At 60.1% G+C, this 20,087-nt stretch carries 19 protein-coding genes and 1 tRNA gene; 4 read left to right on the forward strand and 16 right to left on the reverse strand.

Annotated features, from left to right (window positions below; all coding sequences use genetic code 11):
* Positions 1-31 precede the first annotated feature (31 nt).
* The 7 genes from ACLB6G_RS17210 to ACLB6G_RS17240 form a co-directional block, all read right to left on the reverse strand.
* Positions 32-107 (reverse strand) — tRNA-Lys (locus ACLB6G_RS17210).
* An 84-nt stretch (positions 108-191) separates the two neighbouring features.
* The gene (locus tag ACLB6G_RS17215; RefSeq protein WP_410357451.1) at positions 192-1,106 is read right to left on the reverse strand and encodes a PhzF family phenazine biosynthesis protein; all 915 of its coding nucleotides are present in this window, start codon (positions 1,104-1,106) and stop codon (positions 192-194) included.
* A 71-nt stretch (positions 1,107-1,177) separates the two neighbouring features.
* Complete coding sequence (locus ACLB6G_RS17220; protein WP_410357452.1) at positions 1,178-2,026, reverse strand: hypothetical protein; 849 nt, start codon at positions 2,024-2,026, stop codon at positions 1,178-1,180.
* Positions 1,912-3,021, reverse strand: a complete 1,110-nt coding sequence (locus ACLB6G_RS17225) for an endonuclease/exonuclease/phosphatase family protein (RefSeq protein WP_410357453.1) — start codon at positions 3,019-3,021, stop codon at positions 1,912-1,914. Before ACLB6G_RS17225 ends, ACLB6G_RS17220 begins: the two co-directional genes overlap by 115 nt.
* 91 nt (positions 3,022-3,112) lie before the next feature.
* The gene (locus ACLB6G_RS17230; RefSeq protein WP_410357454.1) at positions 3,113-4,906 is read right to left on the reverse strand and encodes an alpha/beta fold hydrolase; all 1,794 of its coding nucleotides are present in this window, start codon (positions 4,904-4,906) and stop codon (positions 3,113-3,115) included.
* A 268-nt stretch (positions 4,907-5,174) separates the two neighbouring features.
* On the reverse strand, positions 5,175-5,459 hold the full coding sequence (locus ACLB6G_RS17235; protein WP_410357455.1) for a hypothetical protein: 285 nt from the start codon (positions 5,457-5,459) through the stop codon (positions 5,175-5,177).
* A 231-nt stretch (positions 5,460-5,690) separates the two neighbouring features.
* On the reverse strand, positions 5,691-7,754 hold the full coding sequence (locus ACLB6G_RS17240; RefSeq protein WP_410357456.1) for a sensor histidine kinase: 2,064 nt from the start codon (positions 7,752-7,754) through the stop codon (positions 5,691-5,693).
* A gap of 39 nt (positions 7,755-7,793) precedes the next feature.
* Here ACLB6G_RS17240 and ACLB6G_RS17245 point away from each other — a divergent pair, with 39 nt between their 5' ends.
* Positions 7,794-8,339 carry a LuxR C-terminal-related transcriptional regulator gene (locus ACLB6G_RS17245; RefSeq protein WP_410357617.1) on the forward strand — a complete coding sequence of 182 codons (546 nt, stop codon included), beginning with the start codon at positions 7,794-7,796 and terminating at the stop codon, positions 8,337-8,339.
* 108 nt (positions 8,340-8,447) lie between these two features.
* On the opposite strand, the gene ACLB6G_RS17250 is transcribed toward ACLB6G_RS17245, so the two are convergent.
* The 4 genes from ACLB6G_RS17250 to ACLB6G_RS17265 all read right to left on the reverse strand — a co-directional run bounded on the left by ACLB6G_RS17250 (position 8,448) and on the right by ACLB6G_RS17265 (position 12,166).
* Positions 8,448-9,695, reverse strand: coding sequence for an aminotransferase-like domain-containing protein (locus ACLB6G_RS17250; protein WP_410357457.1), 1,248 nt, complete (start codon positions 9,693-9,695; stop codon positions 8,448-8,450).
* A gap of 172 nt (positions 9,696-9,867) precedes the next feature.
* Positions 9,868-10,887, reverse strand: a complete 1,020-nt coding sequence (gene ilvC / locus ACLB6G_RS17255) for a ketol-acid reductoisomerase (protein WP_410357458.1) — start codon at positions 10,885-10,887, stop codon at positions 9,868-9,870.
* Positions 10,888-11,080: 193 nt separating this feature from the next.
* The gene (locus ACLB6G_RS17260; protein WP_410357459.1) at positions 11,081-11,299 is read right to left on the reverse strand and encodes a Flp family type IVb pilin; all 219 of its coding nucleotides are present in this window, start codon (positions 11,297-11,299) and stop codon (positions 11,081-11,083) included.
* 120 nt (positions 11,300-11,419) lie between these two features.
* Entirely contained in the window at positions 11,420-12,166 is a 747-nt protein-coding gene (locus ACLB6G_RS17265; RefSeq protein ID WP_410357460.1) for a pyridoxine 5'-phosphate synthase, read from the reverse strand.
* 104 nt (positions 12,167-12,270) lie between these two features.
* On the opposite strand from ACLB6G_RS17265, the gene ACLB6G_RS17270 reads away from it, so the two are divergent.
* Positions 12,271-12,669 carry a hypothetical protein gene (locus ACLB6G_RS17270; RefSeq protein ID WP_410357461.1) on the forward strand — a complete coding sequence of 133 codons (399 nt, stop codon included), beginning with the start codon at positions 12,271-12,273 and terminating at the stop codon, positions 12,667-12,669.
* A gap of 138 nt (positions 12,670-12,807) precedes the next feature.
* On the forward strand, positions 12,808-14,193 hold the full coding sequence (locus ACLB6G_RS17275; RefSeq protein ID WP_410357462.1) for a DMP19 family protein: 1,386 nt from the start codon (positions 12,808-12,810) through the stop codon (positions 14,191-14,193).
* Between the two features lie 108 nt (positions 14,194-14,301).
* Here ACLB6G_RS17275 and ACLB6G_RS17280 read toward each other — a convergent pair whose 3' ends face one another.
* A complete protein-coding gene (locus ACLB6G_RS17280; RefSeq protein ID WP_410357463.1) occupies positions 14,302-14,742 on the reverse strand; it encodes a group III truncated hemoglobin in 441 nt (146 codons plus the stop codon).
* A gap of 144 nt (positions 14,743-14,886) precedes the next feature.
* On the opposite strand from ACLB6G_RS17280, the gene ACLB6G_RS17285 reads away from it, so the two are divergent.
* Positions 14,887-16,014 (forward strand): ATP-dependent DNA helicase, encoded by a 1,128-nt coding sequence (locus ACLB6G_RS17285; protein ID WP_410357464.1) that lies wholly within the window; start codon positions 14,887-14,889, stop codon positions 16,012-16,014.
* Positions 16,015-16,050: 36 nt separating this feature from the next.
* Here ACLB6G_RS17285 and ilvN read toward each other — a convergent pair whose 3' ends face one another.
* The 4 genes from ilvN to ACLB6G_RS17305 are packed head-to-tail and all read right to left on the reverse strand — an operon-like array spanning position 16,051 to position 19,880.
* Positions 16,051-16,623, reverse strand: a complete 573-nt coding sequence (ilvN, locus tag ACLB6G_RS17290; RefSeq protein WP_410357465.1) for an acetolactate synthase small subunit — start codon at positions 16,621-16,623, stop codon at positions 16,051-16,053.
* A 13-nt stretch (positions 16,624-16,636) separates the two neighbouring features.
* Positions 16,637-17,542, reverse strand: a complete 906-nt coding sequence (locus ACLB6G_RS17295) for a DMT family transporter (RefSeq protein ID WP_410357466.1) — start codon at positions 17,540-17,542, stop codon at positions 16,637-16,639.
* On the reverse strand, positions 17,539-18,132 hold the full coding sequence (locus tag ACLB6G_RS17300) for a hypothetical protein (protein WP_410357467.1): 594 nt from the start codon (positions 18,130-18,132) through the stop codon (positions 17,539-17,541). Before ACLB6G_RS17300 ends, ACLB6G_RS17295 begins: the two co-directional genes overlap by 4 nt.
* The gene (locus ACLB6G_RS17305; RefSeq protein WP_410357618.1) at positions 18,129-19,880 is read right to left on the reverse strand and encodes an acetolactate synthase 3 large subunit; all 1,752 of its coding nucleotides are present in this window, start codon (positions 19,878-19,880) and stop codon (positions 18,129-18,131) included. Before ACLB6G_RS17305 ends, ACLB6G_RS17300 begins: the two co-directional genes overlap by 4 nt.
* Between the last annotated feature and the right edge of the window lie 207 nt (positions 19,881-20,087).

Genomic DNA, 20,087 nt, shown 5'->3' on the forward strand with positions numbered 1-20,087 from the left:
AGGCAATCGGCACCCGCTAAGTCATTGAAATTGGTGGGTGATGTAGGGATCGAACCTACGACCCGCTGATTAAGAGTCAGCTGCTCTACCAACTGAGCTAATCACCCGCCGATGGCGCGCGATATAGCCCGCACGTCCCCCACTGTCCAGCCCTAATTGCGCTTCGCCGTATGCTTTTTGGTCTGGCCCGGTCACAGATGCAGCATGCCTTCCGCGACTTTGACTGCGTGACCGCCGATCCGCGCCGCCAGGAGCGTGGCATGTTCCACCTCGATTTCCAGCTGGATCCGCGAAGGCCTGCCCATCTCGATACCCTGCTCAAGCACCAGCCGGTGCAGACCGATAGACGGTTCGTCGAAATGGACAACAGCGCCTGCGAAGGCGGCCGCAGCCGAGCCTGTCGCCGGATCCTCCGGGATGCCATGGATTCCCGCGAACATGCGAACATGAAATGCCGAATCATGGTTCACCGTCTCGCGGCAATACACATAGGGGCAAGGCGCACCGTACGGAGCAGGATCGCCCAGCGCCGACAGCCACAGCGCATCATTCATTCGAACTCTTTGCGCCACATCGAGGTTGCGCACCGGAACACAGACATAGGGAACGCCAGCCGACCAGGCACTGATCATGTGGTTCTCGAAACCGATCTCGTGAACATTGATCCCAAGGGCCGCCGCCGCCGCTTCCTTCGCGACCGGATTGGGCAGATGTTCCGGCAGCTTCGGCAGATCGAATTCGGCGAAGACACCCTCGCCGTCGCGGCGTACCGCCGCCCGGACAAGACCGATGGTTTCCTCCAGCGCGACAAGCGCGGCACCATTGTCCAGACGCCCCTCGCGCTCGGCAATGGCTATCGCCGCGCCGACGGTAGGATGACCCGCGAAAGGCAATTCGCCGCCCGGCATGAAGATGCGCACTGCAGCATTGTGCAATTCGTTCTCCGGCTTCAGGACAAAGACGGTTTCCGACAGGTTGAACTCGCGTGCGATTGCCTGCATCGCTTCGCCGGAAAGTCCGGCGGCGTCGAAAACGACAGCCAGCGGATTGCCGCTCAGGGCATGGGTGGTGAACACGTCGTAAATGGCATATGGGCGGCACGTCACGTCTGTTGCTCCTGAACAAGATCGATCGTTTGTTCCATATTGGCATGGAGAACGCTGTTGCGCATCGCAAATCAGGCGGCACGAAACCCAGGTTCGGTTGCCAGCCAGTCGAGAACCGGTCCCATGTGCGCCGCAAGGCGTCGGGGACGTTTTCCGCCGGGTTCGAGCACCACAGGTCCGATGATTTCGGGCATCGGCTCCCTGGCGACATGCGCACGCACCTGGCTTGCCAGATCATCGGCGGCCTGCTCAAACCGATAGCGCCTCAACAGCACTGCGTAACCACGGCCCCGCCAGAGGTGAAAGCCGTGTTCAGCTACGGCTTGTTCAAGGGCCAAGCCGGTTTCCTCGCGCACTTCACGGGCCATGTTGCCCTTGATGTCAATTCGTCCGTCAACGATGTCACTGGCGTCAAACGACCCGGCCGCGAAATAGCATTGGTCGGCATTGACGGTTTGCGGACCCATGCGGATCGCGATGGCGCGGCCATCCGCCGATTCCGGAACCGCATGGGCGAAGACATGTTCCGTACCCTCCGGTTCCGGATGCCCGATCCAATGCAGGAGCGTGGCGTACCTGACAAGGTGGCAGCATCCCCACAGGATGCCATCGCCGTTGATTTCCGCAGCCGAAACCAGAGTGGTCAGTCCATTGAACAAGGCCGGCTTGGCCGCCTTTGCAACGGCCCAGGTTTCGGCAATCGCCCTTTCGTGAACCAGTTCGAAGGGATGTGGCTCCGCTGCAAGATCGATCCGGACTTCGGCAATGCGAAGCATCCGTCCACGCGGGATCCTGATCGCCATGTTCACGCGATATCCAGTTTCATGACGACAGGACAATGGTCGGAAGCCTTGGGCCTGTCCCAGCCCGTCCGCGGATAACGCTCCGGTTCCTGGCCGGGCGGAAAGATCGTGCGCCACGGCTGTCCCGAGCGGATGATTTCCGGCAACCGTTTCCCGTTTCGCTCCGCTAGCCGCGGCGACAGGAGAAGGTAGTCGAGCTGGCATAGATGCCGCTCCTCCGGCCCCCGCGTGTGGTAGAGCGTCCAGCGTTCCATCGCGTCCAAGCGCTGGACGGGATCCACCGCGAAGCCGTCTTCGAGCAGCACATCAAGACTGCTCGATGCTTCCGCCACAGGCTTGAACGAATGGCCCGAACGGCGATCACCCGTAATCAGGATCCGTTCGCGGTAGTCATTGAAGTCGCCCGCGATCAGCCAGCGTTTTCCCGCTGTGCGGCCCTCGAACTTGTCGGAAATGATCCGCCGTACGGCCCTTGCCTCCGCCATACGTACCGGCATGGTATACTCACGGCCCGGAATGCCGTCCCGATTCCCGCCCATCGACTTGAAGTGAATGGCAAAAATCGTCAGGGGACGCCCGGCGACCGAAAGGTCGATCTCCAGGCAGTCCCGCCGGAACACCCGTTCGTGCGCCTCAATTCCCATCTCCGCGAGCACCCGGTCGTGCAGGCCCAGCTCGCCAAAGGTGACATGGGCATGGCTCTGCATGGCCAGGAACTCGATCGGCTGGCCGTCGCGTGTTTCGTCGCGCATCATCACGGCCACATCGATACCGCGTCCGTCATTGCCAGGCGCCAGGTATTTGTGCCGGTAACCGGATCCGACCATCTTGAAGAGATAGCCGTATTCGAAGGCGTGCAAGGCGTCGAGATTGTCCACTTCCTGCAGCACCACGATGTCCGCATGGGTATCGGCGATGGCGAGCGCGGAAAGCTGCCTCGTATCGTCGGTATGCGCGATCGTCCTGGCGGCCTCGAGGCGCTTGTACTGTTCCTCATCCTCGATCTTGTAGAGCGCCAGCGTCCTGTCCTGGTTCAGATTGTTCCGGTATCCGGAAAAATCGAACCGATTCATCAGGTTCTCGATGTTGAAGGTGGCAATGCGAAGCGACATGGACGGAGTTTGGCTTGCGAATCCGGTTGCTGCAAGTTTCATCCGGACGGCAATTGCCGAAATTATCCGGTTTTCCTTTGCAGGCCCCGGCTCAAAGCCGGTGCGCGGCCCTCGGTTCACCGGCAAAACCGGCAGGCCCGGCGCGCATTGAACCCTTCCAATCCGCGTCGCCGGGCGTGATCATGTCGGGCATCGATCGTCCATGGGCAAGGGCCTGGATGATGCCGAACACGAGCGCCGGGTCGTCATGGAGCATGAGTTGTCCCTTGTCCCTGACAGCAACCAGCCTCGCGCAGGCAAGACGGGCGCATAGCGCCTCCACGTCCCCGATTTGTACGACGTCATCCCGGGTTCCATGAAGAAGGGTGAAATCAACGGAAGCGGCACGCAATATGCTGCTCCAGTCCCGAACAGCATGCCACATTTCCGTTTCGAAGCCGCAGTGGCCCTGGCGTGTTGTTTCGCGATAAGCCTTTCGCATGATATCGCGGATTTCCGGACGCCTCGAAACCGCGCCGTCGACGGTACCTGCAGGATAAAGCGCGTCAATGAACGCATCGATCCCATTCGTCGCGATCTGCGCTATGCCGGCCTTGACGATTACCGGGAGTACGCTTGGCAGGTGACGCGCGGTATAGGCGACAAACCGCTGCCGCGACGGCATTTGCCGCAACTGCTTTTGCGTGGCGATCGGTATTCCCGCAGCAATGCCGACGAGTTGCGTGATGCGATGCGGAAAAAGACCCGCAAATGTGGCAGCATGCATGAAGCCCGATGCCTGCCCGCACATAAGCACCCTCTCATGCCCCAGGTGGTCGAGGAGAAGTGCAACATCGCGGGCATGACGTTCCGGCATGGCAGAGGGCTTGCCCACGTAAGGCGACGAAAGCGCATATGAACCGCGCCACGGCAATATGAGCCGGATCTGCCGTTGCTCGAGCGCGCGCCTTGCTTCTTCTGACAAGCCGGTGCCGCTCAACATGCCATGCATGAGAACCATCGGCTCGCCTGTGATCGGGCCGGCGAATTCGACATGCATGACGCGTCCGTCGGGCAGTTCGAATTGCAGCATATCGCCGTCATCTTCGATACGAGCACTGTCTGTATTGCTGCCGGTTGCCAGCACTATTCCTGCAACCAGCCTGACCAGATCAAGTTGCGACCTTTGGCCCGTTTTCCGCAGGAGCGATTTGGCCTGCGTCCGCAAGGTCTGCAAAGACCGTTCCTTGGCTTCGGCAAGTTCGCCAAGTGTGTGCCCCTCCACCCAACCCCTTGCGATGGCGATTTCGGCTGGCGTCAAACCGTAAAGCTGTTCCAGATGGGAAGCCGTGCTTTCGATCCAGTTCAGTCCCGCCGCAACCAGCTTTCCGACTGCTTTGGAGGTCATTACGCTCGGATTCGGACAAAAGAAAAGCAGATACTGCGTTTCACCCTGCCGGTCCCAGGCAAGACCTGCCAGGCGCACCCCGCGCTGTGGTCCAGGCGGTGTCCGCAATGACCGGCGCAGGCCACCGAGCATTCGGGGTTCAAGCAGCAGTTCCGAAATGTCTTGTCCTGTCAGTTCTCCGAAAGCGTCCGTTGCCGTGCGATTGCCAGCCAGGATCCTGCCTTCCGCCGACACCAGGAAGGAAGGTCCATTGTCGCGTTCTATATCCTGGCATGTCTCGCCCGGAACGGCACGGACGGCGCTCATGCGTTCAAGGATCTCGCCAGCATACTCGAAATGCCTGACCAGCCGGACCGGCAGTTCCGGTTGCTTGTCAGGATACTGGGCGAGTTCCTGTTCAAGCAATGTTCCCCAGGCATCCATCAGGGCGTCATAACGTGCAGGATCCACGGCCGCCTCGTAGAGACTGTCAATCAGTCGATCATCGTGACCAGCCATATCCAACCCGTCAGAATTCCCTGGGAACCTCACACGATAGCCAATACACCAACTGGGGTAAGTGTTGTTGGTCACAGACGGTTAACATGGAAATCGAAGACGTAGAGCAGGCACGGCTTGGACGGGCGGTCATGGCCTGCTGCTTGATATGCACGCTTCGGTTTGTCCTGTCCCTGGCTTCCTGATCAATGGCCCCACCTGACGGATCCAAGGGACAAGGAAACCTGCCCCGCGCCTGATCGGCGCGGGGCAGGAAATTGCCGGCCCGTCAATTCTCGAACTGGATTCCGGCCCTGACGGGCGAACGCCAGCGGATTGTTGCCATGCGGGTCTCTTCTCCGCTGATACGGATTTCGAAACGGGACGGAATACCCGATGTGTCGCCCATCGAGAGCATTGCGCCCTGCCCTGAAAAGTTCCGGACGACGGCATCGAGCGACGAATACCCCCTGTTGAATTGAAGCACCGCTCCCTTGAACGACCTTTGCCGCAACATGGACCGTCTGTCAGCGTTCGTCTGAAAAGCATGCCCCATTGCCATTTCCTTCCTCATGATCACACCTGCTGGACACGAATGCGCGATGAAACTGATCGCAAGCGGCGAAGCATGTTTCGCGCCATGTCGGGTTCGTCGGACAAGACCGCGCGATTGCCCCGTTCCGTTGCACGACAGAAGAAAAGGGCACCCTGTCGGCTTGTCCGGAATCGATACACCGGACACACGCATTGGGTCCCGCATGCCGGTTTGGGACAGAAGCGTGTATCGCAACGGAAACTGACGATTTCACGCAGGTCGGTGACGCGGGATTTCAACGATGATCCCGGTGCCTTCTTGCTGCTTCTCGTCGAGGCGCATCGAAAGTCCGTGCCGGAAGGCCAGTTCCGAGACGATGGCAAGACCCAGTCCGTTGCCGGCGGTCTGGCGCGCTGTGTTTTCCAGTCGCACATTGCGTTGCAGGGCCGCGTCCCATTCATCCGGCGTCATCCCCGCGCCTGTGTCATGCACTTCGACCCTGATCATGTCCGCGCTTCGCCGGCATCCCAGGAGGACTTTCCCGGTATCGGTGTAGTTTATGGCGTTTGCGACGAGATTGCTGACCACGCGCATCAGCACGAGCGGCTCGACGCTGCTTTCCAGCGATGTGGGAACATGGATGAAGCGCAGTCCCTTAGCTCGTGCGTCCGGCAGGAACATTTCGTGCACCGAGGCCAGGACGTCATTGACATTCAATTGCCTTCCGGCGACTTCGCTTTCCTCCCTTGCACGATCAGGACGCGCATGGCTTCCGCCCTGCTCAAGCTGGTCGGCGACGAGTGTTTCGAGATAGGTAAAGGTCTGTTCGATATCCTGCGATTTCGCCCGCGCCGCCGCATCGCCACTGATCAGCCTCTGTACGTTGAGCCGCAGGGCATGCAGGGGTTGGCGCAGGTCATGCACCGTATCTGCGAGTATTCGGTCCTTGTCGGCAACCAGATTGAGGGCGATCGCATATTGCTTTTCGAGTTCCTGCATGCGGCGCGAGATCGAGAGATTGCGCTCGGCATGATACAGGCTTTGCCGCAAGGCTGAATGGCTGGCTTTGCGAAGCTGGTTTATCCGGTCCCAGATCGCCATGCCCATGAAGGTTGCGTCCGATACCATGACGATCCGGATGCTGTCATACTGCATTTCCTCCGAGATATCGATGCCGAGCCAATGCCGCCCAGTCATGATCGAACTGGAAATGAGCGCCCCCGCCCAGGCCAGGACGTAGAAACGGACTTCACGAAACCGTTTTCTGGCAGCGACCAGTCCGGCAAGGGTGAAGAGAAGGATTCCGGCAAATGCCATGAGCACCAGAAGCTTCTTCATTGTCTGCGTGTCGCCGAAAAGGGCGCCGAGGATGAGTGTCAGCGTGAGGATGACCGTTGCCAGCAACAGCTTGTCGATCACCGGATGAAACCGCTTCGTTTGCAGGAACATCTGGGCAAACAGCGCCCCGAAGATCACGATCCCGGAACCAAAGTAAACCGTTGCAAATCCATTGAATGCGGGCGAATCAGGCCAAAGATATTTGAAGCCGTTTCCGTCGGCATGCATGATGAAAAGAAGTGCCGAACCGGAATAGCCGGCATAAGCCAGGAATATCGCGTTCCTCGTCGCCAGAAGCGCCACAAGCGCCAGTGCCGAGAGAAACAGCATCATGCCGTAGTAGATGAAATTTTTCGCGGAGCGGCGTGTCGAAAAGGCATCGAAACTCTCTGCGGTCTCGATCGAAAAGGTCAATTCCGACGATCCGCCAGACCAGTAACGGATGAAAAACCGGGCATCTTCGCCCGGTTGAAGCGAAAACGGCACGACGAGTTCGGGATAGGGGTGTGGCCTGCTGGAAAACGGCGAATGCTGGTCCTGCGCGATCAGTGTCCGTATGCCGTGATCTGAGCTTTCCTGATAGACCTCGAAAACCTGCATGAAGTTTTCTCGGAAGAACAATTTCCAGTCGTCGGTTCCGGAGGTCTCGTTCGAGACCGAGAAGCGAAGCCAGATGGCAGACTTCGTATAGCCGAAGTCCGCGCTGGTCCCCTCGATTGGCTGGAAAACCCGCGAACCGGCCTCGGACGCCACGTCCCTGACAGTCAGCTTCCATTCCGGATCGAGGCGATATTGGACCTGCTGCACCAGCGCACCAGGGTCGACAGGACCGGCAAGTTTCACAATTTGTGTCGTCTCCGACGCAATACACGTGTATATAAATGAAAAAGACGAAAACTGTACTGCAATGAATGCCAGAATTATAAAGAGGGAATGGCGGCAACCGAAACCGCTTTTACTGGATTGCCGAACACTGTCCTTATTGCCGACGACCATGATCTGACAGTTCGGGGCACCGAAAGCACGATTCGTGACATGGTCGATTTCGAAATCATTGGAACCGCCTCCAATGGCATTCAGGCCATCGCCGACATCCGCAGACGGCGCCCGGACTTCGCGGTCCTTGATCTTTCCATGCCTGGTGCAACCGGCCTTGAAGTATTGATCGAGTCGCGGCGCTGGTCGCCAGAAACGCGTATCGTGATCGTGACCGGATACAACGCGCCCAAGGTTTTCCGGCAGCTTGCGGAAGCGGGAGCAGATGGCATTCTGCTCAAGAACGGTCCGGTCCGGGACCTTTGTGATGCCCTGCGCCGCATTGCCGCCGGCTCCCGGGTTTTCTCCCGTGATGTCGAGGCCGCCATGTCGCCCCTTGAGGCAACGCGCAATCTTTCCATGCGGGAGATCGAGGTTCTCAGATGCGTCGCCCGCGGCATGTCGAACGGCCAGATCGGCCAGCATCTCGGCGTCAGTACCAAGACCGTCGACAGTCACAGGACCAGCCTCATGCGCAAGATGGGTGTTCATTCCACGGCAACCCTTCTTGTAAAGGCGATGCGCGAAGGACTGATCGACGTCTGACAAATCGCCTTGATGTCAAGCTGCAGCAATCATGGGGCAACCGTGGCGTCGAGAGAAGACATCATTCCATGGGGTATTCGCCTGATTCCGTGAAAATATCGCGGCAACTCATCGATTTGTGCGCACCAGTGCAGCTTCATCCTGGCGGAGGCATTCCCTGACGAGCGTGCCGAACCGTTTCATCCCCTCATCGATCATGGTCCCGGTTGCGCAGGAAAAGGAAAGGCGCAGCGTGTTCTCGCCCGAACCATCGGGATGAAACGCCTGCCCGGGAACAAACGCGACATTTGCCTCCCGGATGGCCTGTTCCAGAAGGCGGGCCCCGTCCATGCCTTTCGGAAGCGTCACCCAAACGAACATTCCTCCCTCCGGACGCGTCCACGTCACGCCATCCGGCATTTCCCGTTCCAGCGCGTCCAGAAGGCGATCCCGTCGGGCCGCATAGGCCTCCCGCAAAGCCTCGACATGTTCCGAAAAAGCGCTTCGTGCCACATGATTCATGGCGACCTGGTTGATCGTGGACGTATGGAGATCGCCTGCCTGCTTGAGAATGACGAGACGCGAGACGATGTCACGGGCAGCGCACACCCAGCCGATGCGCAGTCCCGGCGCAAGCGTCTTGGAGAACGAACCGCAATAAATGGTGCGGCAAAGGTCTATGTCGCCCTTGCGCGCGATTTCAAGCGCAAGCATCGGTGCAATGGCTTCGCCATCGTAGCGCAGTGCCTGGTAGGCCCCGTCCTCGATAATGGCCGTATCGAGCGTTTCTGCGAGATCGAGTATGCTTTTCCGCTCGCCGAGCGTCATGGTCTGCCCGGTCGGATTGGCAAAGTCGACCGACATGTAGGCGAATTTGACCTTTCCGCCCCTCGCTTCAGCCATCTGGCGAAAATCCGCAGCATCCCTGTTGCCCATGGGTTCCAGCCGGTCATAGTTCGGCTCATAAGCGTTGAAGGCCTGAAGCGCACCGAGATAGGTCGGCCAGGAAACCAGCGCTGTATCGCCCGGCGACAGGAACAGCTTCCCGAGAAAATCGAGAGCCTGCTGGGACCCCGAGGTAATGACGATATTGTCGAGGGTACAGGGAATGCCAAGCTCTGCCATCTGGCCGGCAATCCAATCGCGAAGGCCTGGATGTCCTTCGGACGGGGAGTATTGCAGACTGCCTTTCCTGCTTTCCTGATCGAGCGCAGCACCATAGGCCTCACGGAAAGCACTTGCCGGGAAAAGGTCCGGATCAGGAATACCGCCCGCAAAGGAAATGATCTCGGGACGGTCAAGCAACTTCAACAGTTCCCGAATCTCGGAAGCCTTCATGCGGCTTTCACGGGAGGCAAATCTGTTCTCGGCAACCATGGCGAACTCCGCTGCGCAACAAAGTGGCGCGGGATATGCGCTTGCCGGCAATTTATGTCAATAGTACTGACCTATTTCGGATGCAAAATGTTGAGGGCTCTTGAAACCAAAAGGCCGCGGCGTTTCCGCCGCGGCCCCTCGATTCGCTGTCCGCTGCTCGCGAACGAGTGGTTCAGTTCTTCGTCTTGTCGACCAGCTTGTTTGCGGAGATCCACGGCATCATGCCGCGAAGCTTTTCGCCGACTTCCTCGATCTGATGGCTGTCATTGACACGGCGGATGCCCTTGAACCGTGCGGCACCGGAATGCCATTCCTGCATCCATTCGGAGGTGAACTTCCCGGTCTGGATGTCCTTGAGCACGCGGCGCATCTCGTTCTTGGTTTCTTCGGTGATGATGCGCGGTCCGCTTACATACTCGCCCCACTCAGCCGTGTTCGAGATCGAGTAGTTCATGTTGGCGATACCGCCTTCGTAGATGAGATCCACGATCAGCTTCACTTCATGCAGGCACTCGAAATAGGCCATCTCCGGGGCATAACCGGCTTCGACCAGCACCTCGAAACCGGCGCGGATGAGCTCCACAAGACCGCCGCACAGGACCACCTGCTCGCCGAAGAGATCGGTTTCGCACTCTTCACGGAAATTGGTCTCGATGATGCCGGAACGGCCGCCGCCGACGCCGCAGGCATAGGAGAGACCGAGATCCAGCGCATTGCCGGAAGCATCCTGGTGAACGGCAACCAGGCACGGCACACCGCCGCCCTTGACGTATTCGCCGCGAACCGTGTGACCGGGGCCTTTCGGGGCGATCATCAACACGTCGACGGATGCCTTCGGCTCGATCAGGCCGAAATGGACGTTCAGCCCATGCGCAAAGGCAATTGCCGCACCGTCGCGGATATTGCCGGCGATTTCGTTTTTGTAGATGCCGGCCTGCAATTCGTCCGGGGTCGCCATCATCATCAGGTCGGCCCAGGCGGCGCCTTCGGCCACGCTCATGACGGTGAAGCCGTCTGCTTGAGCCTTCTTGGCCGTGGCGGAACCGGCGCGCAATGCGACCCGCACGTTCTCGCAACCGGAATCCTTGAGGTTCAGCGCATGGGCGCGGCCCTGCGATCCGTAACCGATGACAAGAACCTTCTTGCCTTTGATGAGATTGAGATCGGCGTCGCGATCGTAGTAAACGCGCATGGGTCCCGTCCTTCTTTACTGGAATGGCCTGGGCGGAAGCCTTCCCCCCCAATTGGCCTGATGGTCGAAAATCCGCGCGGTTTTAGCGGCATCGGTTGCCCATGGCAATGGCAAAGCCCATTGGAGTTCGGTCTCCATGCCTTTGCGTCAATCGCAATGCGGTCTCGGGTGTCGGTGCCCGATTGCAGGTCACCTATTCAAGCACAAGGACAATCGCGCCGGGACCGCCCTCATCGTCCTGCTGAAGCAGGGCAGAGACAAGCTGAAGTCCGCCTCGCAGATCAATCCCCAAGCCACCGAGGGTAACCATGAGCCACAAGCCGGCAAGGGCGGAGACCAGCCCGTATTCGATGGATGTCGCCGCAGACCTCTCAACGGCGAGGCGTTTCATGCAATGGCGGATGGCGCGCAACTTCGTCTCCCGGCCCGCGTTAAACCGGGAACAGCTTTGCCTGCCAGAACTTGCTTATCCGCCAGCCGGCACCTCCCGCCATGCGGGAAACGGGTTGCGCGAACCGCGCCTGGCGCCTTTTCAGGCGCCCAGTGCGTCCAGGAACCTGCGGACCGTCTGCGCCATGCCGTATTCCAGCGCATCAGCCGTCAGACCGTGCCCGATCGAGACTTCCCGCAGCGTGGGCAGAACCCGCACGAGAGCGGGAAGGTTGGCTACCGTAAGGTCATGCCCGGCATTGATGCCAAGGCCTGCCTGTTCGGCAAGCCGGCCCGCCGCTTCCAGGCGTGCCAGTTCAACCCTGGCCTTCTCCGGATCATCGTGACACCCGCCGTAGGGACCGGTGTAGAATTCAACGCGGTCTGCCCCGGTAGCTGCAGCCGCCTCGATCATGGCAGCGGAGGCATCCGGATCGCAAAAAAGGGAGACCCGCGTTCCCTTATTCTTCAGCCGGGACACGATGGAACGCAGCATTTCCCGATCGGCGATGAAGTTCCAGCCATGATCCGATGTAGGCTGCGACGGATCATCGGGGACCAAGGTTACCTGTTCGGGCTCCGCGTCCTCGACCAGCGCCAGGAAATCATCGGTGGGATAGCCCTCTATGTTGAATTCCGCGGCGGGAAACGAATCATCGATCAGGGCACGGATATCCGGAACATCCGAGAAACGGATATGGCGCTGATCGGGGCGGGGATGAACGGTCAGCCCGTGCGCGCCGGCTTCCAGCGCGATCCGGCCGAGTCCCGTCACGCTCGGCCATGGCAGGTCCCGCCGGTTTCTCAGCATCGCGATAGCGTTCAGGTTGACCGAGAGCTTGGCGGGCATGTTCTTTTGTTCCGGCTTCCACTGTGAAGGGTATTGGTGCTTGCGCGCGGCGACCGTATTGTAGGCAAGCTGTCCTGCGCAACCGGTTTCAAGCGAGCGTTCCCATGTTTCAGGCCACCGCTGCCACGAATCGTATCGATGAGCACCTGCTTCTCGCAGGTGCGGCCTGGCTTGCCTTCACCGTCATTCTTGCGGTCGTATCGGGCATTTCCGGCTGGAACACGGGCCTGCCCCATGCCTACGCCTTCATGGCCGGCTTCTGTGGCTCCTTCGCGATGGGCCTGACTTACCGGCTTTTTCCCGGAATGAAGTCTTCGCGTCTCTCAAGGCCGCAGGCATGGATCTGGCAAACCGGCCTTGTACTGCTCGTGGCCGGGCGCATTTTCGAGGAATTTGAGGGTGACGGCGCACTCTTCCAGTTTGCCTCGGTCGTCTCTGCCTGCGGGGCATTGTTGTTCGTCTGGATATTCGTGAACGGGCGCGTCATCAGGCCAGAACTGTGATCTCCTGCCGCCTGGCACTCGCGGCATTCAAGATTTGTTGACCATAAACGGCGAACCTTCGAACAGGACCCGTTTGTTAGCCAGTCCTTCAAGGATGGACAATAGGCTGACGGCGTTCACTGGAAAGAGGCTCTGTTCATGTCCAAGCTGATGGATCTGCTGGGAAGAAAAAAGCCGAAGGTCGAAATTCCCGCCTACGTGACCTCGGACAATTCGCAACTTCATCGGCGTATGAACTCCATCCTGTCGCGTCCGACGCGCAAGGATCTCAATCCTCCGCAACTGACCCGCGACGACTATGCCCATGCCGGATACAGCGAACCGGCCATACCCGAAGTCATGACCGACGAAACAGCCTGGAAGCAAGACGTCGCGCAGGACCAGGCTCGCGCCGTTCGCCCCGAAACGGACATGGCCGCAACGGCCCCCGACCATGACCACAACACGGTTTCGGCCGCGCAGGTCGCCGAGGCGCAGGTCAGCAATCCCGACGTGTTGGGCGGCGGCAAGCCCTTTCCTGTCGAAGCCGCTGCGCAGGTAGCGGATCATGCAGATGCCGAGGGCGCCTCTTCAGACGCCGCGGACAATGAACTGGAAAAGCTGCGCGAACGGCTGAAGGCGCGGCTGGAAGCCTTGACGGGCGAGACGCTGGATGTTCACGAAGCTGCAGACGACGAAGACCGGACAGACATCGAGTTCGAGCCGCGGCAGCCGGAAGAGCATCCGATCGTCGGCGTCGGTGCTTCGATGGTATCGCATGGAGAAAGCGGAACGCTTGCGCACACCCGGGAAACGGTCTTTGCCCCTCCCCTCATGCCGGAAACCGATGGACTCCTGATCGCTCACGAAGAGCCGATTGATCGCGCTCGCGGTTCAAGCGACATGGAGCAGACGCACCGACCCGGTGCTGCGGATGACGAAGCGTTACAGCCATTGATGCCGGATATGGCTGGGGATGTCCCCACGATACCCCGGATCCCCTTGCCGGCGTCAGTTGCGCAAACACGCGATGGAGAGCAAGCGGCTGCCCTCGCGGTCAAGGTTGCCGACTACCTCATGTTCGAAGCCGGGTACTATCCCGAGGAATTGCCTTCCGTGGCGGTTTCGGTCTGGTGCATGGATTACCTCGTTCGCAACCTGTCGGAAGGCGGACTCGGCGCCTTCGTCTACAATGCCTGGGGTCAACCGGATCTGTGGACTGCCTGTACGGAAGGCCTGAAGGCATGCGGAGCGGAAGCTCACCTCAATGCACTTGAGGCCTTGAGCGACCTGGTCGCCCGCGATGCCCATCTCGCCGAGGCGCTGGGCGAATCGCCGGATGCCGGCCAGGGCAATGCGGAACTGGCCGGGATTGAAGACGAACTCGCGCAGGCGGAACAAGAGGCGCCCTTGCTGGACCGCGCCGGCCGCTGGCTGCTGGATCAGGACGCGGTTGAATATGTGGACGATGACGCCTTTCAGGATGCCGTCACGTCGCTCGGTGAGCTACCCGCGCTTGAGCAACGCCGTCAGGCTGCCGCATGATACGCCCGGTTCCGGCCACGAGGGCACCAACCGGCATATGACGCGCAAGGTGCTGCAAGACGCCTCTCGATCCGACGGCAGTCCATGCCGGGTCGTTGGTCCTGGCGCCTAGTCCAGCCACGCCGGGGGTCTCTTGAACGGGCCGCCGAAACGCGACAGCCAAAGGCTTCTGGCGATACGTCTGGCCGCCGAAATGACATGCGGCGTCGCGTCGGGATGAAAGACTTCGGCTGCCGTTTTCTCGAACAAATGCAGCCACAACCGGAAATCATCCTCACGCAGGTTGCCGATCGTCATGTGCGCAGCAACCGGTTGTCCGACATACTCGCCCGACTTGAGTAGCACGGACCTCCAGAAGGTCTTCATGCGGTCGAGATGCAAGGGCCAACGTCCCTGCACTCTTGCCTCGAAGATCGGCCCGAGCCGTTCGTTGGCCTGGACAAGGCCATAGAATTCATCAACCAGAGCGGATATCTGCTCAGGCGTTATCGTGGCGAATTGCGGTTCCGGAATTCGTGGCGGACGGCCACCGAGAGGCACTATGGTCATGTCTGTTGCAATATACTCAGAGTAGTGTCTTTGACTTTCGCGGATACTACCCCATACAACCATAGTTGGCAATCTCGGACACCGGACAATCAATGAAATGAATGTTCGCTCGCCAACGAGACACGAATCGGGCAGGGAGACCCAATGAGGTTTTCTCCTGAACAGGATACGGCTCTCAGGCGTGTCTCCGAGTGGCTGAAGGAAGGGCAATCCCCGCTTTTCCGCCTGTTCGGCTATGCCGGTACTGGAAAAACGACCCTTGCACGCCATTTCGCCGAAGCCGTCGATGGCGACGTGCAGTTTGCCGCCTTCACCGGGAAAGCAGCCCAGGTCCTGCGGTCAAAGGGCGCGACCAATGCCCGCACCATCCATTCCCTGATCTACCGGCCACGTGGCGAAGAGGCTGTTGAAGACGAGACCACGGGCAAGACGTCGATGGCCCCGACATTCTCGCTCAACCGGCAAAGTCCCGTGGCGCGCGCACGCCTTATCATAGTGGACGAATGTTCGATGGTCGATGAGGCCCTCGGCCGCGACCTGATGAGCTTTGGAACCCCCATCCTGGTCCTGGGCGACCCGGGCCAGTTGCCCCCGATCTCGGGAGGCGGTTTTTTCACCGAACACGAACCCGATTTCCTGCTGACCGAAATCCATCGTCAGGCCCGTGACAATCCGATCATTGCCCTTGCGCTTGATGTTCGCGAAGGTCGCGAATTGATGTACGGAGACTACGGTACGGCGCAGGTCATCGCCAAGTCCGATGTCACCCAGGATCTCGTCCTAGATGCGGACCAGGTCCTCGTCGGGACGAACCGGACGCGCCGCCGGTACAATGCGCGGTTGCGCGAACTCAAGGGCTTTGACGGCCTCCTGCCCCTGGCCGGCGACAAGATGGTCTGCCTGCGGAACGATCCCGCCAAGGGCTTGCTGAACGGCTCGCTCTGGAAGGTTCTGACGGCAAGCAGGGAAACCACGAAACCCGGCGTGAACCTTCTTGTCTCTCCCGAGGAGGATGATCCCGATCGCGGCGTAGCCAAGATAAAGTTGCTGAAGGCTGCCTTCGAGAATCCCGATACCGAGATACCATGGCAGACGAAGAAGCGTTTCGATGACTTCGATTTCGGCTATGCGCTGACCGTGCACAAGGCACAGGGCTCGCAATGGGACAATGTCGTGCTCTTCGACGAAAGCTACGCATTTCGCGACACGCGATCACGCTGGCTCTATACAGCCATCACGCGCGCCGCCGAGCGCCTGACAGTGGTCAAGTAAACCGCAAGCTGCTCCCCGTGGCGGCGCGTCCGGGAATCACATCCCCTTGTCGCCCCGGTTCAGCGCAGCGATTCCGGTGCGGCAGACCTCGATCAGTCCGAGCGGTGCCATGATGGCAATGAACTGGTCGATCTTCGACGGTTTGCCGGTGATTTCAAAGATGAAATGGCCGACATTGGCATCGATGACAGATGCGCGGAATGCGTCCGCGAGCCGGAGCGCTTCAACGCGCTTGTCGCCGGCCCCCGCGACCTTGATCAGCGCCAGTTCCCGCTCCACGGGCTTGTCGTTGCCGAGTTCCCTGGCGCGCACGGTCAGGTCCACGACACGATGGACCGGCACGATCCGCTCCAGCTGCGCCTTGATCTGATCCAGCACATGGGGCGTCCCCGTGGTGACGATGGTAATCCGCGAACGGTGCCGCTCCTGCTCGGTTTCCGAAACCGTCAGGCTGTCGATATTGTAGCCCCGCCCGGAAAACAGGCCGATAACGCGGGCCAGCACGCCTGGTTCGTTGTCAACGAGCACCGAAAGCGTGTGGGTCTCCGGCTTCTCCATGCTCTTCTGGATGAAATAGGCAGAACCGGTCGGTTGCAGATGTGCGTTCATGATCGGGTTTCCTTCAGGCAGTACGGGTTTTTCTTTGCGCCGGCGGGCGCGCGATGACAAGGCCGGTGAGTATGACGCCGAGCGCAAGCAGGGCTTGCGGCTGGAGGGTTTCGCCCAGCAGGGTGACGGCCCACAGGACACCGAACAACGGAACGAGGAAATTGATCTGGCTGAAGAACCCCGCCCCCTGACGTTCAAGCACGATAAAAACGAGCAATGACGCCAGCGCGGTCGGAAACAGCGCCAGGAGCACGATTGATGCGGTGCTGGTCACGCCCGGCGTGATCGCATTCCAGTTTTCGGTGAACAGGGACAATGGAACAAGGGTCAGCGCCCCTGCGATCAACAGGGCCGCCGCGGCAGCCCGACGCGGCTGGTGAAGCATGGATTTGGTCAGGATTGCGTTGATCCCGTAGGAAATCGCCGCGCCGACGATCGCCAGCTGGCGTATGCCGTCATCACCGAGCCGGTACAGCACCGACGGACCGACAAGAATGACAAGTCCGGCCAGCCCGACAATCGCGCCGGTGATCTTCCGTGCCGAAAGCGGTTCGTCGCCGGTGAAGTAATGCGCCATGATCAGGGTGGCTATCGGCATGATTCCCATCAGGATGGAAGCAAGTCCGGCATCGACGACCTGTTGGCCCCAGGCGATCAGGCTGAACGGAAGGGAATTGCCGAAAATCCCGATCAGGAGGAGCATAACGGCCGTCTGCCGCGACCACGCAATCCTTTCCCCCAGCCACAACGCGACGCACAGCATCGCACCGCCTGCGATCGCCAGCCGCAACATGCTCATGAATGCTGGAGGATAATCGCCCACCGTCTGCTTGATCAGCGAGAAGGAAGCACCCCAGAATGCCGCGAGCAGCAGGAGAAGCGCGTAGTCGACCCACCCCGGAAGCGCCTTGGATGTCATGACATCGCTCTTGCATGCGCCGGCTTGGCGACTTGGTGGAGATATTGGCCGAACCGGTCGAATTCGGCCTGCCCCATTCCCTTGAGCTGCATCAGGGCGCCAATGCGCTGTGCCACGCGGCTGGCGATGATCGTGGCGCGTACGTCCGACTGCCCACCCATGCGCCTTGCCCGCCCTTCCTCGACGCTCTTGGAAACGGCGAAGTCCTGCGCGGCGCAGACCTTTGCATCCGAGAGCGAGGCTTTCCGGTCCTTGGCGTGCTCATAACAGGCGAAGACGACGTCCATGGCTGCCAGCGTTCCCTGAGCCTTCTGCAGGCGTCCGATCTTCTCGACGGCATCGAGAACCGGATCCGCCCCGGGGCGCGGCCGGCCAGCCGGCGCCGGTTGGCCTTGGCGTGCATTCGACGCAAGGCCCGGTCCGGCTTCGGGTTTCTGCCTCGCTGCCGTTTCAGGCAAGGCGGTACCACTCGCATCGACCGCTTCCCGTCGGGCTGATTCCAGTGTCACCGTTGCATCGCCACCGCCAGCCGTCTGGCAAGCCGCCAGGCCCAGCAGCATCAGCGAAAGGAACCAGCCACGCCTCGTCACACCAGCGCCTTTCCTTCCGCGCCGATGGCGTTGGCGACGGCCTCGTCGGTTGCCTCGTCCGGCAACAGCATCTCGTTATGCGCCTTGCCGGACGGGATCATCGGGAAGCAGTTGGCAAGGTTGGCGACTTCGCAATCGAAAATGACCGGTTTGCGGACGTCGATCATTTCCATGATGGCATCATCCAGATCCCCCGGCCTCGAACAACGGATACCGTGTGCGCCATATGCCTCGGCGAGCTTGACGAAATCCGGCAACGCCTCGGAATAGGAATGCGAAAGGCGATTGCCATGCAGTAATTGCTGCCATTGGCGAACCATGCCCATGTAGTGATTGTTCATGATGAAGATCTTGATCGGTGCCTCGTACTGCACGGCAGTCGAGATCTCCTGCATCGTCATCTGGACAGATGCATCGCCGCCGATGTCAATGACCAAGGCGTCGGGATGGGCGATCTGCACGCCGAGAGCCGCGGGAAGGCCGTAGCCCATGGTCCCCAGACCACCCGATGTCATCCAGCGGTTCGGCTTTTCGAAACCGTAGAACTGCGCAGCCCACATCTGGTGCTGACCGACCTCGGTGGTGATGTAGGTATCGCGATCGCGCGTCAGTTCGTAGAGCCGCTGGACAGCGTATTGCGGCATGATGACGGTATCGTTGTGTGTATAGGCCAGGCTGTTGCGGGCCTTCCACATGGCAATCTGCTCGATCCATGGCTTCAGCGCGTTTCTGTCGGCGCGAGCCGTGGCGCGCCAGAGCCGGACCATGTCTTCCAGGATGCGTCCCGCGTCACCGATGATCGGGATGTCGACATGGACATTCTTGTTGATCTGGGAAACATCGATGTCGATGTGGATCTTCTTGGAATTGGGCGAGAAGGCATCAAGGCGCCCGGTGATCCGGTCGTCGAAGCGTGCGCCGATGCAGACCATGACATCGCAGTCATGCATCGCCATGTTCGCTTCATAGGTTCCGTGCATGCCGAGCATGCCGAGCCAATTCTCCCCGGAGGCCGGATAGGCGCCAAGTCCCATCAGGGTGGAGGTGATCGGGAAACCGGTCAGGTCGACGAGTTCGCGCAACAGGTGGCACGCTTCCGGCCCCGCGTTGACGACCCCGCCACCCGAGTAGATGACCGGCTTCCTGGCCGACGCCATGAGTTCGACGGCCTTCTTGATTTGCTCCCGGTCGCCCTGCACGCGCGGCTGGTAGCTGGGGCGCGAGATCTGCTGCGGCGGCGTGTAGCGGCCGGTGGCGAACTGGATGTCCTTGGGGATGTCGACGACAACCGGTCCCGGGCGACCCGTCGTGGCAACCTTGAAGGCCTCGTGCAGGATTCGCGGCAGCTCATTGACATCCTGGACAAGCCAGTTGTGCTTCGTGCAGGGCCGCGTGATGCCGACCGTATCGCATTCCTGGAAGCCGTCCGAACCGATCAGCGACGTGGGAACCTGGCCCGTAATGCAGACGAGCGGGATGGAATCCATCAGCGCATCCTGCAGCGGCGTCACCATGTTGGTGGCTCCCGGACCGGAGGTCACGAGAACAATGCCAGGCTTTCCGGTCGAACGCGCATATCCTTCAGCGGCATGACCCGCCCCCTGCTCGTGACGAACGAGAATGTGCTGGATGTCTTCCTGCTGGAAAATCTCGTCATAGATCGGGAGAACGGCACCGCCAGGATAGCCGAAGACATGTTTGACGCCATTGTCAGACAATGCCTGGATGACCATTTCCGCGCCCGTCATTTCCCGTCCGGCGCTTGTCTCGTTTTCCTGTGCCATGGTTGCTTCCGTCTCTTCGTTTTTCCAGCAGCGGCTGGTCGTTTAGCTTTAATCCGGCCAATAAAAAAGGCCCTTGAGAGGGCCTGGTGTCGCGCATGGGTGGCTGTCGCCGGAGGGTTACGCCCTCCCGCCCATGCGCATACGTACTACGAGGATGTTCTTCCGTGCGAT

The sequence above is a fragment of the Zhengella sedimenti genome, from assembly GCF_046506625.1.
In the GTDB taxonomy this organism is placed as follows: Bacteria; Pseudomonadota; Alphaproteobacteria; order Rhizobiales; family Rhizobiaceae; genus Zhengella; species Zhengella sedimenti.

What these genes read in the sequence shown, in the direction of transcription:
- ACLB6G_RS17230 (WP_410357454.1), bottom strand. Translation starts at nt 4,906, where the DNA reads ATGGCTGGTCACGATGATCGACTGATTGACAGTCTCTACGAGGCGGCC.
- ACLB6G_RS17235 (WP_410357455.1), bottom strand. Translation starts at nt 5,459, where the DNA reads ATGAGGAAGGAAATGGCAATGGGGCATGCTTTTCAGACGAACGCTGAC.
- ACLB6G_RS17280 (WP_410357463.1), bottom strand. Translation starts at nt 14,742, where the DNA reads ATGACCATAGTGCCTCTCGGTGGCCGTCCGCCACGAATTCCGGAACCG.
- ACLB6G_RS17240 (WP_410357456.1), bottom strand. Translation starts at nt 7,754, where the DNA reads ATGGTCGTCGGCAATAAGGACAGTGTTCGGCAATCCAGTAAAAGCGGT.
- ilvC (WP_410357458.1), bottom strand. Translation starts at nt 10,887, where the DNA reads ATGCGCGTTTACTACGATCGCGACGCCGATCTCAATCTCATCAAAGGC.
- ilvN (WP_410357465.1), bottom strand. Translation starts at nt 16,623, where the DNA reads ATGAACGCACATCTGCAACCGACCGGTTCTGCCTATTTCATCCAGAAG.
- ACLB6G_RS17275 (WP_410357462.1), top strand. Translation starts at nt 12,808, where the DNA reads ATGTCCAAGCTGATGGATCTGCTGGGAAGAAAAAAGCCGAAGGTCGAA.
- ACLB6G_RS17250 (WP_410357457.1), bottom strand. Translation starts at nt 9,695, where the DNA reads ATGGTTGCCGAGAACAGATTTGCCTCCCGTGAAAGCCGCATGAAGGCT.
- ACLB6G_RS17265 (WP_410357460.1), bottom strand. Translation starts at nt 12,166, where the DNA reads ATGCCCGCCAAGCTCTCGGTCAACCTGAACGCTATCGCGATGCTGAGA.
- ACLB6G_RS17285 (WP_410357464.1), top strand. Translation starts at nt 14,887, where the DNA reads ATGAGGTTTTCTCCTGAACAGGATACGGCTCTCAGGCGTGTCTCCGAG.
- ACLB6G_RS17245 (WP_410357617.1), top strand. Translation starts at nt 7,794, where the DNA reads ATGGTCGATTTCGAAATCATTGGAACCGCCTCCAATGGCATTCAGGCC.
- ACLB6G_RS17305 (WP_410357618.1), bottom strand. Translation starts at nt 19,880, where the DNA reads ATGACGGGCGCGGAAATGGTCATCCAGGCATTGTCTGACAATGGCGTC.
- ACLB6G_RS17270 (WP_410357461.1), top strand. Translation starts at nt 12,271, where the DNA reads ATGTTTCAGGCCACCGCTGCCACGAATCGTATCGATGAGCACCTGCTT.
- ACLB6G_RS17225 (WP_410357453.1), bottom strand. Translation starts at nt 3,021, where the DNA reads ATGTCGCTTCGCATTGCCACCTTCAACATCGAGAACCTGATGAATCGG.
- ACLB6G_RS17295 (WP_410357466.1), bottom strand. Translation starts at nt 17,542, where the DNA reads ATGACATCCAAGGCGCTTCCGGGGTGGGTCGACTACGCGCTTCTCCTG.